Source organism: Chitinophaga sp., assembly GCF_039596135.1.
In the GTDB taxonomy this organism is placed as follows: Bacteria; Bacteroidota; Bacteroidia; order Chitinophagales; family Chitinophagaceae; genus Chitinophaga.
The window spans coordinates 70546-87472 of the sequence record NZ_JBCNKH010000001.1; the positions used below are offsets into that span (position 1 = coordinate 70546).

Annotated in this window: 13 protein-coding genes; 4 read left to right on the plus strand and 9 right to left on the minus strand. The window is 44.7% G+C overall.

The features are described from left to right. Positions 1 to 204 precede the first annotated feature (204 nt). Together ABDW16_RS00295 and uvrC are read left to right on the plus strand one after the other, a co-directional pair. Entirely contained in the window at positions 205 to 771 is a 567-nt protein-coding gene (locus ABDW16_RS00295) for a hypothetical protein (protein ID WP_343667111.1), read from the plus strand. A gap of 16 nt (positions 772 to 787) precedes the next feature. Further along, positions 788 to 2596 carry an excinuclease ABC subunit UvrC gene (gene uvrC, locus ABDW16_RS00300; RefSeq protein ID WP_343667112.1) on the plus strand — a complete coding sequence of 603 codons (1809 nt, stop codon included), beginning with the start codon at positions 788 to 790 and terminating at the stop codon, positions 2594 to 2596. 59 nt (positions 2597 to 2655) lie between these two features. Here the strand turns inward: uvrC and gldN are convergent, their stop codons facing one another. The 8 genes from gldN to ABDW16_RS00340 all read right to left on the minus strand — a co-directional run bounded on the left by gldN (position 2656) and on the right by ABDW16_RS00340 (position 13121). Then, positions 2656 to 3693, minus strand: coding sequence for a gliding motility protein GldN (gene gldN / locus ABDW16_RS00305; protein ID WP_343667113.1), 1038 nt, complete (start codon positions 3691 to 3693; stop codon positions 2656 to 2658). A 10-nt stretch (positions 3694 to 3703) separates the two neighbouring features. Then, positions 3704 to 5239: a gliding motility protein GldM gene (gene gldM, locus ABDW16_RS00310; protein WP_343667114.1), complete on the minus strand. Its 1536-nt coding sequence runs from the start codon at positions 5237 to 5239 to the stop codon at positions 3704 to 3706. Between the two features lie 57 nt (positions 5240 to 5296). Next, positions 5297 to 6052, minus strand: coding sequence for a gliding motility protein GldL (gene gldL / locus ABDW16_RS00315; protein WP_343667115.1), 756 nt, complete (start codon positions 6050 to 6052; stop codon positions 5297 to 5299). 254 nt (positions 6053 to 6306) lie between these two features. Further along, positions 6307 to 7587, minus strand: coding sequence for an SUMF1/EgtB/PvdO family nonheme iron enzyme (locus tag ABDW16_RS00320; RefSeq protein WP_343667116.1), 1281 nt, complete (start codon positions 7585 to 7587; stop codon positions 6307 to 6309). Between the two features lie 489 nt (positions 7588 to 8076). Beyond that, a complete protein-coding gene (locus tag ABDW16_RS00325; RefSeq protein WP_343667117.1) occupies positions 8077 to 10110 on the minus strand; it encodes a thioredoxin domain-containing protein in 2034 nt (677 codons plus the stop codon). A gap of 169 nt (positions 10111 to 10279) precedes the next feature. Continuing rightward, positions 10280 to 10951, minus strand: coding sequence for a uroporphyrinogen-III synthase (locus ABDW16_RS00330; RefSeq protein WP_343667118.1), 672 nt, complete (start codon positions 10949 to 10951; stop codon positions 10280 to 10282). 153 nt (positions 10952 to 11104) lie between these two features. Then, positions 11105 to 12181, minus strand: a complete 1077-nt coding sequence (locus ABDW16_RS00335; protein ID WP_343667119.1) for a DUF4271 domain-containing protein — start codon at positions 12179 to 12181, stop codon at positions 11105 to 11107. Positions 12182 to 12287: 106 nt separating this feature from the next. After that, positions 12288 to 13121 carry an AraC family transcriptional regulator gene (locus tag ABDW16_RS00340; protein ID WP_343667120.1) on the minus strand — a complete coding sequence of 278 codons (834 nt, stop codon included), beginning with the start codon at positions 13119 to 13121 and terminating at the stop codon, positions 12288 to 12290. A 115-nt stretch (positions 13122 to 13236) separates the two neighbouring features. On the opposite strand from ABDW16_RS00340, the gene ABDW16_RS00345 reads away from it, so the two are divergent. Both ABDW16_RS00345 and hemW read left to right on the plus strand, forming a co-directional pair. Further along, the gene (locus tag ABDW16_RS00345) at positions 13237 to 14445 is read left to right on the plus strand and encodes an MFS transporter (RefSeq protein WP_343667121.1); all 1209 of its coding nucleotides are present in this window, start codon (positions 13237 to 13239) and stop codon (positions 14443 to 14445) included. A 29-nt stretch (positions 14446 to 14474) separates the two neighbouring features. After that, on the plus strand, positions 14475 to 15599 hold the full coding sequence (gene hemW / locus ABDW16_RS00350; protein ID WP_343667122.1) for a radical SAM family heme chaperone HemW: 1125 nt from the start codon (positions 14475 to 14477) through the stop codon (positions 15597 to 15599). A 39-nt stretch (positions 15600 to 15638) separates the two neighbouring features. Here the strand turns inward: hemW and ABDW16_RS00355 are convergent, their stop codons facing one another. Beyond that, the gene (locus tag ABDW16_RS00355; RefSeq protein WP_343667123.1) at positions 15639 to 16820 is read right to left on the minus strand and encodes an aldose epimerase family protein; all 1182 of its coding nucleotides are present in this window, start codon (positions 16818 to 16820) and stop codon (positions 15639 to 15641) included. Positions 16821 to 16927: the final 107 nt, after the last annotated feature.

Genomic DNA, 16927 nt, shown 5'->3' on the forward strand with positions numbered 1-16927 from the left:
GGTATACAGAACGGCCTTTTTATTTTTCGGCATTGGCTGTAACTATTCCATTAGGTAAACCGTTTTACGTTTTTAGTGCTCTCGACAGATTTGCTCATGCATCAGATGCGCCGTCTTCACGGCGCATTATTTTTTACTCCCAACTGTAGCAGCAGTTCAGTTTGCTGTTCATTTCAATTCCTTATACTTCGCTACCTTTGCTGCATGAAATTTTTCTGGACATTACTGACTGGCACTATACTCTTTACCTCCTGCAAAACCGGCTCCTCCACCCCTCCGCCAATCGGCAGCGGATACAGGGATCTGAAAGGCTACTTCCAGGATGAACTCAACGGACTGGAACAACAAAAACCCGGGTTATTCAAAACAGTTTCACTGAATACAAAGCATGACAGTGTCACTATTGCCGCCCCCGATTCCCTGCAACTGCATAATATGCTCGCACCCTTTATGGATGTAGACCTCCACAAACCGAGTTTGCAGGGCGCCTACGATACCATTCTGTTGGCAGATCAGTTCACCGGTAAGCGTTCCCTGATGTACAAGGCAAAGGATGATGCGACCCTTCCGCAGGAAATCATTCTCGAGTTAGACAATGCACAACATATTACTGCCGTACAGCTGAACAGGCATGTACGCAACCTCGTTTATGAATACGAACAAAACCTCGAGTATCAGCACAATCATCACATCCGGATCACGACAAGACAACATATCGCTTTCCTGCCCGAAAAAGAACTGGATGTAAAGATTGCAATGATGCACCTTTAATGACTTTATTGATCAGATGACAGCAACGGAGTTTTCACAGATATCACATACGATTCCCCTTCAACCCGGTATTTACAAATACTATAACGAAGGCGGCGAGCTCCTGTACGTAGGAAAAGCGAAAAGCCTGCGGAAACGGGTGAGCTCTTATTTTGTAAAGAATCACGATAACTATAAGACCAGGAAACTGGTCGAACATATCCATCATATTGAGTTTACCATTGTAGGCTCCGAACAGGATGCCTTTCTGCTGGAAAACTCATTGATTAAGCAGTTCCAGCCCAAGTTCAACATCAACCTCAAGGACGATAAAACGTATCCTTACCTCGTAATCAAACATGAGGCCTTTCCAAGGGTGTTATTAACCCGGAATGTGGTCAGGGACGGGTCGGAGTACCTGGGCCCCTATACCTCCGTATGGAGAGTAAAAGAACTGATGGAAGTAATCAGGTACAATATTCCTTTGCGTACCTGTACACTGAACCTTTCTCCACAGAATATTGCGAAGGGCAAATACAAAGTATGTCTTGAATATCACCTGGGCAACTGTAAAGGACCTTGTGAAGGCTTGCAGACGGAGGAAGATTACAGGGAAGGATTGTCGCAGGTAAAGAATATCCTGAAAGGCAACCTGTCTCCTATCTTACAGCTGTTCCGCGGGCAGATGCAGGAGTATGCCATGAACATGGAATTTGAGAAAGCGGAGATCATGAGAAAGAAGATTGAAAAGCTACAGGATTATCAATCCAAGTCTACCATTGTGAATACAAAGGTGGGCAATGTAGATGTCTTCTCTATTATCAGTGAAGGGAACCATGCATATGTGAATTACCTGCGGGTGCTGAACGGAACAATATCAGATACAAAAACGGTTACACTGGAGAAAAAGCTGGAAGAAGAGAATGATGAAGTACTGGCATATGCAGTCAGCTACCTGCGGGATGCATTCAAGAGTATGACCAGGGAGATCATCGTGCCGATTGAAATAGAGTATCCGGAAGAGCATGTAGTAGTCACGGTACCGAAAGGAGGGGATAAGAAGAAACTACTGGAACTCTCTGAGAAGAATGTAGATTACTTCAGGGAAGAATTGCATCGAAAAAAGATCCTGCACCTGGAAGGTAAGAGTGATATGGAGAAGAAGAAAGTGCTGTACCAGCTGCAGGCTGATCTTGAACTGGTAGATTTACCAACGCATATTGAATGTTTCGATAACTCGAATTTTCAGGGTGCGTATCCGGTATCTGCATGCGTAGTATTTAAAGATGGAGTAGCATCCAAAAAAGACTATCGTCATTTTAATGTGAAAACGGTAGAAGGGATCAATGACTTTGCTTCGATGAAGGAAGTAGTATTTCGTCGTTACAGCCGTTTATTGGCAGAGCAGCAGTCGTTGCCACAGCTGGTAATCATAGATGGTGGAAAGGGACAATTGGGGGCAGCTATGGAAAGCATCAGGGCATTGGACCTGGTGGGAAGTATGACTGTGGTGGGGTTGGCTAAAAATGAAGAAGAGATTTTCTTTCCGGGGGATAAGGATAGTATCAAATTGCCCTATGACAGCGAAAGCCTGAAACTGATCAGAAGAGTGCGTGATGAGGTGCATAGATTTGGTATTACATTCCACAGGAATAAGCGAAGTAAAGGAACGTTTAAAAATGAATTGGAAGGTATAAAGGGAATAGGGGAGAATACAGCGACCCAGTTGTTAAAAACGTTCAGGTCAGTGGCAAAAATTAAGTTACTTACGGAGGATGACCTGGTGAAGGAAGTAGGGGCAGCGAAAGCGAAATTGATCTATAATTATTTTCATCCAAAAGAATAAAAAAAGGGATCGCGGATTGCGATCCCTTTTTTCGTTTAATCTTTATCTGCGAGCAGTTATTAATACTGCCACATATCCTGTTCTTTGTTGAAGATTTTATCCTTGATAGACTGACCTTCTAACAATCTCATAGTACCGTCTTTGATGTAGTCTTTAATCTCGCGGTTATAAGTATTGTTTTCTTTGGTAACGTAGCTGGTGAAGAAGCGCATTTCAAACAGATCTTCCCAACTCATAGTAGCCGCATCGTTATTCTGGTTGTATACATCGTATTTAGCCAGGATAGGACGCATATCAGGATAATATACCCAGAACAGCGGAATAGCTGCACGGAAGGAACCATCTTCGTTCATACGGGATACCATTGGAGCGATACCGAGGATACGAACTTTCAGCTGGGACGCTTCTTTGTCGAATACCCAGATTTCTTTGATCTTGTACTGAACTACAGTACGGGGATCGAATTCATCACGGGTAGTTACCATCTTCTCTTCACCTGTTACAGGGTCGATACTACGGATGGTTTTTTCTTCGCCGCTCAGTTTATTCTGGATTTCACCGTAAGCAATAGGAGTAGTAAACCTGTCGTCGATAGGACTGAAGGCTTCTACCTGCTTGCTCTTGATAGCATCGAGCAGGATATTAATGAACAGTTGGCTTGTACCATTTTCATCCTCAACATTGTACTGAAAAGGAAGGTTCATCTTTTCGCGGGTATCTATCACCTGCCAGATCTTTTTTTCCCAGAATTCGTCATCTGAGCGAATGTGATCGTAGATAATAGGCGTACGGTCTTTGATGAAGTTCTTTTCAGAGATACCATCGATACGCTGTGACTTGCGCGGTGTATCTACCGGCATACTCAGACCATCAGGGCGCAGTGAAGTTCCCGGGGGTGGTGGAGGGGGCGGTGGCGGCGCAACGCTGTTACCTGTAGCAGGATTTACAACACTGGCATCTTGAGTAGCTGCTGCATCAGGAGTCGTCGGTTTACGACGTGTACTGCCTCCCCGACGTTGTGCATCAGCCTGAGATGCCAGCAGGATCACCAGCATAAGGGAACACCAACCAATTTTGTTAAGGATGACTGCTCGCATAGAAAATATATTAGTTTATCTTGAAATTGATATTGCTCATATCTCTTACTTTACCATCCGGACCCTTTACACGAACGTTATCGAAGTAAACCTGGTCGCCTGGTCTCAGGCTACGGATAGCACCCATTACAGAGCTAGGGAAGTAAGCGGAATTTGCCTCACCTTCAACATAATCGCCGGAACGAGGTTGGATACCGATACGGTAGCTAACTACATCGTATTTTACACCGTCGAATACGAAGTCTTCCAGATCAGCACGCAGACCGCCCTGTACTTTGAACTCAGCAGCTTTCATAGATGGGCCTTTGCTCAGACCAACTTTCAGCACTGGGTCAGGGATGTATTTGATACGGAATTCTTTAGAACCTAAAGTCTTTTGTTTACCATCAATATTGGCACTTACGGAGATCACTGCTTTACCTGGAGAGCTTACGATTACAGCGTATTCACCAGTAGCTTTCTTCGTCATAGAACCAGCAGAGATGCTTGCGCTGATTGCTTCACCTGGTACACCACCTGCAGATACTGAGATTGGGTTTGATAAACCAATGTACAGTACGTTCATCTTATCGGCAGAGATAGAAGTAGTAGAAGCACCTACGCTATAAGGCTCATTGAAAGGCAGGGTCTCAGCTGTGCCATCTGGTTTCTTGATAGTTACAGTACCAGAGATAGTTTTTTCACCGATACCGGAAACTGGCATAGTATAAGTACCCAAACCGTCTACCGCAGTAATGTTTTGACCATTTACCACGATTTCTGGATTCACAGTGCTGCTGTATGCACCTACTGCGATCTGAGCTGTCAGTGTTTGACCTTCCATCAGATTTTTGGAATTCAGGGAAACCAGTGGTCTGATCTTGTCAAAGCGAATGATGTTTTTGCTAATCTGGTTCAACAGATCATCGATGATCAGTGACTCAGAGTTTTTAACGTCGTTCTGGAACTTACTCAAAATGGTAACAGCTGCGATAGTTGGCACCATTTCGAAGTGATAGCTGGTCCAGTCTTTCTTTTTAGGTCCGTGGCCGCCGTGAGACTCACCTACAACTATTCTCAGTGGTAAGGATTTGTCAAAAGCAGCTTTATCCTTAGGATCAACGTAAGTAAGCAGTTGCTCGCGCAGTTCTTTCAGACGTTTTTCCAGTTCAGGTCCTTGTTTGCGATTTTCCATGACGCGTGTCGGAGCGTCCAGGTCAGATTTAGATTTGATATCACCGTACTCGTCCAGTCCACCTGATTCTCTGATGATCGTGTTCTTTAACGTATCGAGATATACATACATTGCCTCAGAAAGTTTTTTTACTTCTTCAGCTTTTGCCTTCAGTGGACCTACTTTTCCCGGATCAGATTTCATCTGATCTTCGAAGGTGAGGTAAGTGTTATCATTCTTGTCGGTAATCGACTTATTCGACGTAACGATTGAGTTGTTTACTATATTAAATGCGTTCAATATCTCAGCAGAAACGTTCAATGCAAGCATGGCCGTCAAGACCAAGTACATGATATTGATCATCTTCTGCCTGGGATCTTTAGGTAGTGCCATAGTTTGTTTTCAGATTAAATGATTGTCTGTTGTTAATTCCAAAACTATAAGCGTACCTTATCTACCTGCACCGTGCATAGCGCTGAGCATGTTACCATAAACGGTGTTCAGATTGCTCAGATTTTTAGCGAGCTGGGAGATTTGATCCTGAGTTTTACGCGCGTCGTCTACGCTGCTTGTCATAGCTGAAGAAACTTTGAGCAGATTTCCGTAGAAATTGTTCATTGCCTTCAGGTGGTTGTTAGTGTCCTGGAGTTCCAGTTCATAGATAGCATTCAGAGAAGCCAGGTTTTTGGTCATACCCTGCATTTGCTCATGGAAGCTCCTTGTAGACTCAGAAGCACTGTTGAAAGAAGCAACAGCCGATGCTGCTGTGGTGTAAGCGTGAGCAACGTTAGTAATTGCGCTGGCAGCTTCCCTTGTTTTCTGGGTGTAGTCGCCTGTAGCCGCAACAACGTCGCTAATGTCCCTCATCTTATCTACAGTGGTACCTAACTTCTGGAAGTTCTCGCTCAGGCGCTGCAGTGATACAGGAGTGATGTCAGCTTCTTCCAGCATTTTGTCCAGGCCAGCCAGAGCAGGGCTACCACCGGCTACAACAGAAACGTGTGTTTCACCGTGATCTCCGCCACCACTATCTGGTACGAATGCATATACAAAGAAGATTAAAGCCTCCGTGCTCAAACCAACGATCAGGGCGATATCCGCGCCTGGCCAGTGTTGCAGTTTGAACAACGCTCCGATAATTACTACTGATGCCGCGATACAAACAAAGAAATTAAGCCATTTCGATGTAGTAGGATTCATAGCCATAGGTCAAAATTTACTGGTTAAAGTGTTAAAGGTTAAATTGTTGTTATGGAATAGTTGTTGCTCATCGATGATTTGCGGTTTCCCAATGTACATCTTACGGTTTCTCATGTTGAACATATTTTAAGTTGTTTAACACATCACTACATGCCTGTCCCAAAGGCACTCGGAAATAAATCCCCGGTACTGCTTCGTTCTATGCCTGTGTCCAGCCCATCTATCCGTAATGCTGATTATACTATTGAATACTTGCCAGATTAATGGTGACCAAAATCATTTTTAGAACGGCTCAGGAATGCAATCGTACAACGGAAACCAATGTAAGATTTAGCACTGTCCTGATATTCGTAAGAGCGGGTACCTGTTTGAAGGAAATATCCGATGTCTTTCCAGCTACCGCCTCTTACAGCTTTACGCTTCATTTTTGGTGGTGCATCATCTGCTACGTCCATACGGAGGTATGGGTTCATGTCAGATGTGAAGGAGTAGGCATTCTCATAGAAGATATCCTGTGTCCATTCCGCTACGTTACCAGACATGTTGTACAGTCCGTAATCGTTAGGCCAATAAGCGTCTGCTCTTACAGTGTAGAAACCACCATCTTCAGGATAGTTACCACGACCTGGTTTAAAGTTTGCCAGCAGACAACCCTTCTTGTTGCGGATATAATAACCACCCCATGGATAAGGAGATTGCTCTCTGCCACCACGTGCAGCATATTCCCACTGTGCCTCGGAAGGTAACTGGAATTTATCTTCAGTAAACAGATTCTTGGAGATACGGTAGTCTTCCCAGAACTTACTACGCCATTCAGCGAATGCGTTTGCCTGGTGCCAGGTTACACCTACTACCGGATAGTTATCAAATGCCGGGTGCCAGAAGTACATTCTCGTCATAGGCTCGTTGTAAGCATAAGAGAAGTCTCTGATCCAACACAGCGTGTCAGGATAGATGGCTACATCTTTCTTTACAATGAACTTAGAACGTGGCTTGTTAGCGTTCTCACGCAGCTTAGCCTGCTCCCAGTTGAAAGTTTCTATGTGATACACCAGTTTGTGTACGTCGAATTCCTTACGACCGTACAGGCGATCCTCAGGAGCGTAGGTCATTTGCTCCAGCTTATCCATGGTGCCTTTATCCTTATAGTTGATCTTCTGCTTCCAGTCGATCACATCCTGTCCACCATCACTCTTTACATGGCTCAGCAGAATGTGTGCGATAGAGTCTGTCACCCATTGTACGAACTGACGATACTCGTTATTTGTAATCTCCGTAGCATCCATGTAGAAGCCGGAAATAGAAATAGACTTGTTACGAGCAGTGTACGCATAGTTCAGATCCTCATCGCTGGGTCCCATATGAAATGTACCTGAAGGCACATACACCATTCCATAGGGTACAGGAGGGAAATACTTCGGTCTGGGACTAACTCCAATCAGCTGTCCTTGCGCATTTTTGGGGGTTTTACTACCACCGCAGCTGGCTAGCAGGCTAACCAGCAATACTGCTAACAGACCACTTGAAAAATTAAGCTTCATAAGGGTAGCTTTCATTGAAAATCATTTATTTCGATGAGCGACGCAGTTACATTGGCCGAAATGAAACTGCTTGCTGTCGCTAAGTTCTGAAACATGGCCGAAGTCTTCCCGGACCCCCGGTTAGACTGATAAGCCAACCAGCCATTCACATTTTTTGAATTCTAAATGACTCTAAAGCTGCTGATTTATAGACAACTCCAGATATAACTGGTTGTTTACTTGTTGGTTTCTTTAATATCTTGCCCGATCAGGTCGTGTTCTCAGAATCAGCACCTTTTGCCCATCACTCACCCATTGAATCTTAAGTAAGATAACAAATGTAACGATTAATTTTAATCCGTAGTTAGTTTTTAGCCAACTTTTTCATTCGCTCATAGGACCGATGACAATTAAAATAAACGTATTTTTTAACATTTTATTATATCTGACGAAAAATCCTTTTTACCGTTTCCTGTTTACAGAGATATGGTCATGCAAGATACATAAATATTATTTCAAATTAATAATTTCATCTATATAATTCACAGGTTTAATGCAATGATAATCTTCGCAAACATAGATCAGCGTCTCGTTCGCCCGCTCCCGGTGTGACAGTAAGGGTTTTCCAGGATCATCATGCGTCGCTCCCAACAATACTTTAAACGGAATATAACGCTTATTAGTATCCTCCATTCTCAACTTATAATCCGGCCCGACTATCGCAATTTCTTTCACGCCTTGTACACGCTGCAATAGCAACCCCGCCCATACCCCCAGCGAGGTTGGATACCTCACCGTAGTTTGCGCCTGCCCAGCCTGCATTTTAATGGATCTTTCCGCCCATTCTTTTTGGTCGAATACTATACCCAGGTACCATAAGTTGGCCGCCATCACTGCATTGCCACTTGGAGTTGCCCCATCGTATACTTCCTTTTTCCTGACGATCACATCAGATTGACTTTCAACAGTATAAAAGCAATATACACCGGTTTCGTCAGAAAAATGCGCCAATACAAAACTAGTTAGCGAAAAAGCCTTGTCCAGCCACGTTTTCTCCCCGGTTACCTCCTGCAGGGCAATCAGGGCCCTTATTAACCAGGCATAATCATCCAGGAATGCCGGATATTTTGCCTGCCCATTTTTGTAGGTGTGATAAAAGGAGTCCTCACCATCTTTCCGGAAATGTGTCCAGCAAAAATCCATCGCCTTTAGCGCCATGTTCCTGTAGCTTTCTTCGCCTGTAGCCGCAAAAGCTTTACAGCAGGCATGTATCATCAGGGCGTTCCAACCTAGTAAAAGCTTGTCGTCCAATCCCGGTCTTACACGCTGGCCTCTTACTTCCATCAGCCTGGCCAGGCCAATGGCCAGTTGTTCCCCCAGCGCTGTTTCATCCAGCTGATTCTCAGCGGCAAAGGTGGATAAGGGCTGTTTAATCCATAGTATGTTGGTCTCCTCCCAGTTGCCGGCTTCACTGATATCGTAAAAGCGACAGAATACATCTGCATCTGCGCCTAATATTTCATCTATCTCTGCCTTACTCCAGGTATAAAATTTACCTTCCACACCTTCTGAATCTGCATCCAGTGCGGCATAAAACGCACCCCCTGCTGCTGTCATTTCCCGCTGTATAAAGGCTAGGGTTTCTGCTATTGTAATGGAATACAACGGGTTGCCTGTCACCTGGTAAGCTTCACTCATTACATCTACCAGCAAGGCATTGTCGTACAGCATCTTCTCAAAGTGCGGCGCCAGCCATTTTGCATCGGTGCTATAGCGGGCAAAACCGCCACCAGCCTGGTCGTAAATACCGCCCTGTATCATTTTGTCCAGCGACAGCAGCGCCTGGTCCAGGGCTGCCTGCTCACCGAAACTATGATAATAGCGCAACAGGTACTGAATGATGAAAGTACCGGGGAACTTTGGAGCATTTCCAAATCCGCCCCATTCCTTATCTGCCTGTTGCATGATGTTATGGAAAATGATATCACATTGGTTACGGGTGAACTGTTCTTCTTTTGGCAGCAGGTTGATTGTACTTCCAAATTTGCTGGCCTGTGCCAGGTGGTCACGCATGTTAATAGCCTGTGTCTCAATGTCCTCGCGCCTGTTTTTGAAGGCATCTGCCAGGGCCAGCAGCAGTTCCTGCCAGGAAGGGCGGTTGTAAGCCTTCACAGGAGGGAAGTAGGTACCTCCGTAGAATGGCAGTCGCTCCGGAGTCAGGAACATATTCAGGGGCCAGCCGCCAGATCCGGTCATGGCTTGCAGGGCATCCATATAAATATGGTCAAGGTCTGGTCGTTCCTCTCTGTCTATCTTGATATTAATAAAGTGTTCGTTCATGATCCGCGCTGTTGCTTCGTTCTCGAAGCTTTCGCGTTCCATGACGTGGCACCAGTGACAAGCGGCATAGCCAATGCTAACTAATATTGGTTTGTCTTCTGCTACTGCCCTCTGTAAAGCCTCATCGCCCCAGGGATACCACTCTACAGGATTGTGCGCATGCTGTAGGAGATACGGGCTCGTCTCGTTAGATAGTTTGTTCACGGTTATGGTCTTCCTGTAATTCCTTTTCCAAAAATAATAAGGGACAGCGATTGCTGTCCCTTAAGGTATATTAATTTCCTGTTTTTTTTACAGATTATTTTCCTATTTACCCTGATTAGCAGGCGAAAAACTGTTATTTCGGGTCAATTCTTCCTGAAATGAGGAGGATTTATTTCTTATTGGTATTAGCCAGGTATTGTTCCAGGGCGGCTACCATAGAAGGTGCCTGTGGCGCAGGGGCTTTTACATCCAACCTGAGGCCGGCTTCTTCCACAGCGGCAGAGGTGGTAGGACCAAAGGCGCCGATATGTGTGCCATTCTGCTCAAACTTTGGCACATTTTCAAATAGTGACTTCACTCCATACGGGCTAAAGAACACAATCATGTCGTACACTTTGCCTGTAAGTACTTCCTTTACATCGTTTGAAACGGTCTTGTAAAGGGTAGCAGTTGCGTATTCACATTTGTTAGCTTTGAGCCATTCTTCAATGTCTTTCCGCTGGCTGTCGGAACTGGGGAAGAGGAATTTCTCGTTGTCGCGATGCTTATTCATCACCTCCAGCAGACTTTTGGTAGACCCATCAGCCCCATAGAACACTTTACGCTTGCGGTAAAGGATGAATTTTTGGAGATACAACGCAATTGCTTCTGTAATGCAGAAATATTTGCAATCCTGCGATACTTTGATTTTCATTTCTTCGCAAATGCGGAAGAAATGGTCTACAGCATTACGGCTCGTAAATATCACGGCTGTAAAAAGCTGTATGTCAATTTTCTGTTTCCTGAAATCTTTCGCGGACAGTCCCTCCACCCTTATAAACGGATAAAAATCCAACTTCACATTGAATTTTTTCGCTAGTTCAAAGTATGGTGATTTTTCTGTTTCAGGCTTAGGTTGGGAAATTAGAATTGACTGAATCTGTTTCGCTTGCAAATCTTTTTTTGGCCCGCCTTTAATCATACGTTTTTTTGCTCTTGTGTTAACAATAGGAGATCAATGACCGCCAGTTAACCAGACCAGCAGCACCTTTGTAATTATTAATACCGGCGCTACTTCGAATGCGCAAAGGTAAAGAAAAAAATGTAATCTGCTGAAAGATAAGTATTGCTTTACCACTGAATAAGACCTGATATACCTGTATGCGACCAATATGACTATGAAGAAAACCGAAATGTACAGGAAGGCTTTTGCCAGTTCAGGCCTGCAAAAGGCCAGGATAACGAGGAATGGCACAAGCAAAATTCCCAGTACTTTATTGATCAGATACAAAATAAAAATATATGCATCTGCCAGCTCTGCACTACCAAATAACCAGCCACAAAACCGTAGCATCACGTATTTTATACTATAAACCAGTGCTACCAAAACGATCAATGCGGGTATTACCATCCAGGCGTTACTAGCAGGTATATAGTTTTGGCGATACATCAGGAGGTAGAGGTACATAGCCAGGCTAACCACGAAAAAAGTATTCAGCAGGAAGTTTGGGAAAGGGCTTTGGGACAACTGATCCTTTAACTGACGCTGGCTCAGGGTTGGGTTCAGAAAGGCCCTGAACAGGTCGGTGAAATACTTCAGGTAGCTCAACCGGATTATACCGAGCAATAAAACTACTCCTGCCATAACATATACCAGCCAGTCGAGGTCTTTGTATACACGGATTGGATTGAGGTCCAGCCTGTGAGGCTTGTTCTGTTTCAGAAATATATTGCTGGTGGTCAATGTCTTTAAATACTTCTCATAAACCGTTTCCTGATGCAAAGGTACGGCCTGCGCCTGCGGAATGGTGTCAGCCCGCAGGGTGTCAGTACCTGCTGTGGTGGTGGTCGTAGCTGGTTTCCCTGCAGTACTTACAGGCACAGTTGCAACCTGGCTGGCGGTAGCCGGCTTAGGTGATGTTCCGCCCGGTGTAGCCGCATTCACAGCAGTAGGTTTTACACCCGTACTATCCTTCTTCACCACAGGCACTTTCTTTTTCACCGGCTTTACGCTTCCTGTATCCTTACGGACCTGGCTGTCTGTAGCCATAGGGGTCGTATGCCTGACTGCCGCACTGTCTTGCGCAGCCATCCGTAAACAGGGTATTATGAACAGGAACAATAACCAGCGTCGCACCTCAAATATTTTTTTATGCTGAAATATGATTGCTGGCAAAGATATAAAATAAGTACGTCGTCTATAAGTGCTCTGCATCTTTTCTGTATGATCCGGGCTGTATCCCTTTGCGCTGTTTGAAATAATGTGATAAATGACTGGCATCTGTAAAGCCAAACTCATCGGCGATCTGCTTCATCGTCACTGTACCCGAAGCAATCCGGTTTTCAATCAGCTTGATCCGGTAGTCGTTTACATAATCCCGGTAACTGACATCGAAGTTTCTCTTGAAATAAGCACTGAAATAATTAGGGCTGATATTGAAGTGGCTCGCAATATGCCGGATCTTAATTAAAGAAGGGTCGTATATATGCTGATGAATGTAGGAAATCATTTCCTCTTTATCAGGCTGGCCCTGGTCAATTCTCACGTTCATGCGAACCATCGCTTCCCTGATCAGCCCGAAAATCGACAGTACCTGGAAGTACATCAATGCCGAGTTCGACAGATCCTTTTCCTGCTTCCAATAAACGAGCAGGTTATCGATCGTATTGCGCAGCACTACTTTTCCCGCCTCATCCATCACCGGCTTCATTTCCTTCAGCAACGTGAGGCGCATGATCTTTTCAGGAGAAGCAGACAGGGACAGATAACTTCGTCCACTGAAATAACTGTCTGTAAACTTGATGAAGATAAAACGGCTACGCCCACCAACTTCAAAATAATGCTCATCCTCAGGGGAGATCAAAAACAAGTCGCCCGCTTCATATGGTATTCTGTTATTGTTATGCTGATGAATGCCACTGCCCTTGTATACATAGATCATTTCGTAATAAGTATGGCTATGCACCGGCAAGTGGTAGACATCTGTATCCATTTCGTCTAATTCCAGTGGCTCAAACTGTCTCCGTTTCATCTATTAAATTTACAATAATATATCCTACATATACCATATTCCCCAAAGAATACTACAGGAACTTTGCACCTGGGTGTAGCGCTTATTAGCCTGACTCCCCTTAAAATAATTGAATATGCAAACAGCACAAAATGCTGGTGTTTCGTTGTTGAAAGTCCGTTCGACCATAGCGGAATTCGTCGCCTTTACCTTTATTGGATACTTTACCATTGGCCTTGCACTGGCGGTATTACCATTTTTTATTTACCATGACCTGGGGTTTAGTACGATGACTGCAGGTGTGGTGATCAGTCTTCAGTACATCACAACGTTCCTGTCCAGGGGATATGCCGGAGGCATCGTTGACAAACAAGGGCCTAAACCCGCTGTCATGATGGGGATGATAGGCTTTGCTGTAAGTGGTGCACTCCTGGTCATTGCATATTTCTGCAAGGGCATTCCTGCGCTCAGTCTATCTTTGCTGATTATTACCCGTCTTGCCACCGGATTTGCTGAAGGTATGATTGGAGCAAGTCCTATCAACTGGGCCATCCTGGCTGTAGGAGATGAGCATACCAGCAAGGCTATTTCTTATAATGGGATTGGTAGCTATGGCGCATTGGCCATAGGGGCTCCTTTTGGCGCCATGCTCCACCACAATTTTGGGATGAGTGCCATGGCGGTTCTGATTATGATCTGTGGCATAGCCGGATACTATTATGCAAAAGGAAAGGCCCCATTGAAATCTACATCTACCGCTCCCAGACAACCTTTTATGGATGTGTTCAAACTGGTAACACCCTTTGGTGTGTGCCTGGCGCTGGGTGGCCTGGGTTTTGGTACCATTTCTACATTCATCACTTTGTACTATTCTCAGCTGGGATGGCAGGGCGCTGTGATGTGCCTGTCTACATTCAGTATCAGCTTTATCCTGGGCCGCCTGTTTTTCGAAGACTATATCAACCGGTATGGTGGTATGAAAACGGCGATCTTTTGTCTGCTCACAGAAGCCATTGGCCTGGCTATTCTCTGGCAGGCATATAGCCCGCACATGGCACTGGCAGGCGCTTGCATTGCCGGGTTTGGTTTTTCGCTGGTATTCCCTGCACTGGGAGTGGAGGCAGTGAGACTGGTGCCGGCGTCCAATAAAGGGGCGGCTTTGGGCGGCTATGGATTGTTTATTGACCTTTCCCTGGGTATTACCGGACCGCTGGTAGGCCTTGTAGAGAGCACTTTTGGCATGGGACATATCTTTATGTTCAGCATGGTCATGGTGTTCACCGGGTTTATCATTGCCGTACTCATAAATTACTGGCAGCACAAAGGCGAAATGACGATGCGCTAAAATCGGGGATAAATACCCACCTTTGCAAAATGGCGGGTATTTATTTGCATATTCCTTTTTGTAAGCAGGCTTGTTACTATTGCAATTTTCATTTTTCTACTTCATTGGCGCAGGAGCCGGCAATGGTGACAGCCTTATTAAAGGAGACTGAGTTACAAAAAGAGTACCTGGCTGGCGCACCGATAAATACAATCTACTTTGGAGGCGGTACGCCGAGTTTGTTGCCCGAAAAAGACCTGCTCCGTTTACTAGCAGCAATTCATAAAAATTTTACGGTTAATGCTGATGCAGAAATAACACTGGAGGCCAATCCGGATGATTTGACGCCCGAAAAATTGCATATGCTGCAAAGTGCGGGTGTGAATAGGCTGAGTATTGGGATACAGTCATTTCATGAGGAGGATTTGAAATGGATGCATCGGGCGCATAATGCGGTGCAGGCGAAAGCATCTATTCTGCATGCCCAGGATGCGGGATTTGAAAATATTACAATTGACCTGATCTATGGTGGGCCTACCCTGACTGATGCAGGGTGGGAACATAATGTACAACAGGCAGTAGAACTGGGAGTACCCCATCTTTCCTGTTATGCATTGACCGTGGAACCGGGTACGGCACTGGATCATTTTATCAAAAAGAAGAAGATGCCTGCCGTAGACGCAGATAAAGCAGCAAGGCATTTTGAGCAGTTACTGAAATGGACTGGAGAAGCAGGATATGAGCAGTACGAGATTTCAAATTTTGCTAAAAAAGGATGGCATTCGAAGCATAATAGTAGTTATTGGCAGGGGGCGCCCTACCTGGGATTAGGGCCGTCAGCACATAGTTTTGATACAAAGTCAAGACAGTGGAATGTGGCCAATAATGCACTGTATATAAAGAGTTTGGAACATGGGCAGTTGAATTTTGAAAAAGAGGAATTGACGCCGGTAATGATGCTGAATGAATATTTGATGACGTCATTGAGAACTTCTGCGGGGTGTGATTTAAATGTCATTTCAGACAGATTTGGGAAGGATAAAAAAGAAAAAATACAGAAAGAGGTTGTGAAGTATTTGAATAAGGGCTGGATGTATGAGGCAGGGGAGAGGTTGATATTGACGCCGGAGGGGAGGTTGTTTGCAGATGGAATTGCTTCGCAATTGTTTTTTTAAAAAAGCCCCCCACTGGGTGGGGGGCGGGATATGATAAAATTATTTAACTCCAAACTTATAAATACACTCAGAAGTATAAGTAGCACCCGGTTTCAGCACCACACTTGGAAACGCCGGCTGGTTCGGAGAATCAGGGAAATGCTGTGTTTCCAGGCAGAAAGCCCCACGATGTACGTAAGTCTTATCATCCTTGCCCTTATCAGTACCATCCAGGAAGTTACCACCATAGAACTGTACACCTGGCTCAGTCGTCCACACTTCCAAAGTGCGACCACTTGTAGGCTCTTCTACTTTCGCTGCCAGAGACAACTCATTTCCTTTCTTATTCAGCACATAGTTATGATCATAACCACGACCAAATTTCAGCTGCTCAAAGTCTGCATCTACTCTCTCACCAATCCTGGTAGGCGTAGTGAAATCCATTGGTGTACCCTTCACGGCTTCTAACTTACCGGTAGGAATCAGCGTGCTGTCTACAGGTGTAAATTTATCCGCATTGATAGTCAGGATATGATCATTGATATCGCCATTACCAGCGCCATGCAGGTTAAAGAAAGAGTGGTTTGTTAAGTTAACAACCGTTGCTTTATCTGTAGTAGCTGAATAATCAATTTTCAGCTCATTGCTGTCTGTCAGCGTATAAGTGAGCGTGATATCCAGGTTACCAGGATAACCTTCTTCACCATCTTTTGACAGATAATGCAGTTTCAGTGAATTAGGAGCTGTTTGTTCTGCATCCCAAACTACATCATTGAAACCTTTTTTACCTCCATGCAGGTGATTCTGGTTATTGTTGGTAGCCAGTGTATATTCTTTGCCATCCAGTTTAAACTTTCCTTTTGCAATACGGTTACCGTAACGGCCTACGATACCACCATAGTATCTCTCTTTGGTGCTAACATAGCGGGAGATGTTGTCATATCCCAGCTCCACATCTTCCAGCTTGCCCGATTTATCAGGAGCCAGCAGGCTTACGATTTTTCCGCCATAGTTTGTAATGGCAACCTGCACATTACCTTTACTTTTCAGGTAATACAATTTTGTCTGTTTACCGTCTACCGTGCTGTCGAAACGTGCAGCAGGGATCTTCCCTTCAATGGAAAGGCTGTCTTGAGTGGTCTGCATACTGTCTACTGAATTATTATTGGATTTTGTACCAGACTGGCAGGCGCTTAAGCTAACAGCGGCTGCCACCGTGAGTAGTGGAATAATGTTTTTCATGCATTGGAAGTTATAAGGGTACAATATACGCTTTTCTCAAATACCTGCTATTGCCTACAGGCGAAAAAAAATGGCTTTTACCTTCGGTAAAAGCCATTTTTTTTGGG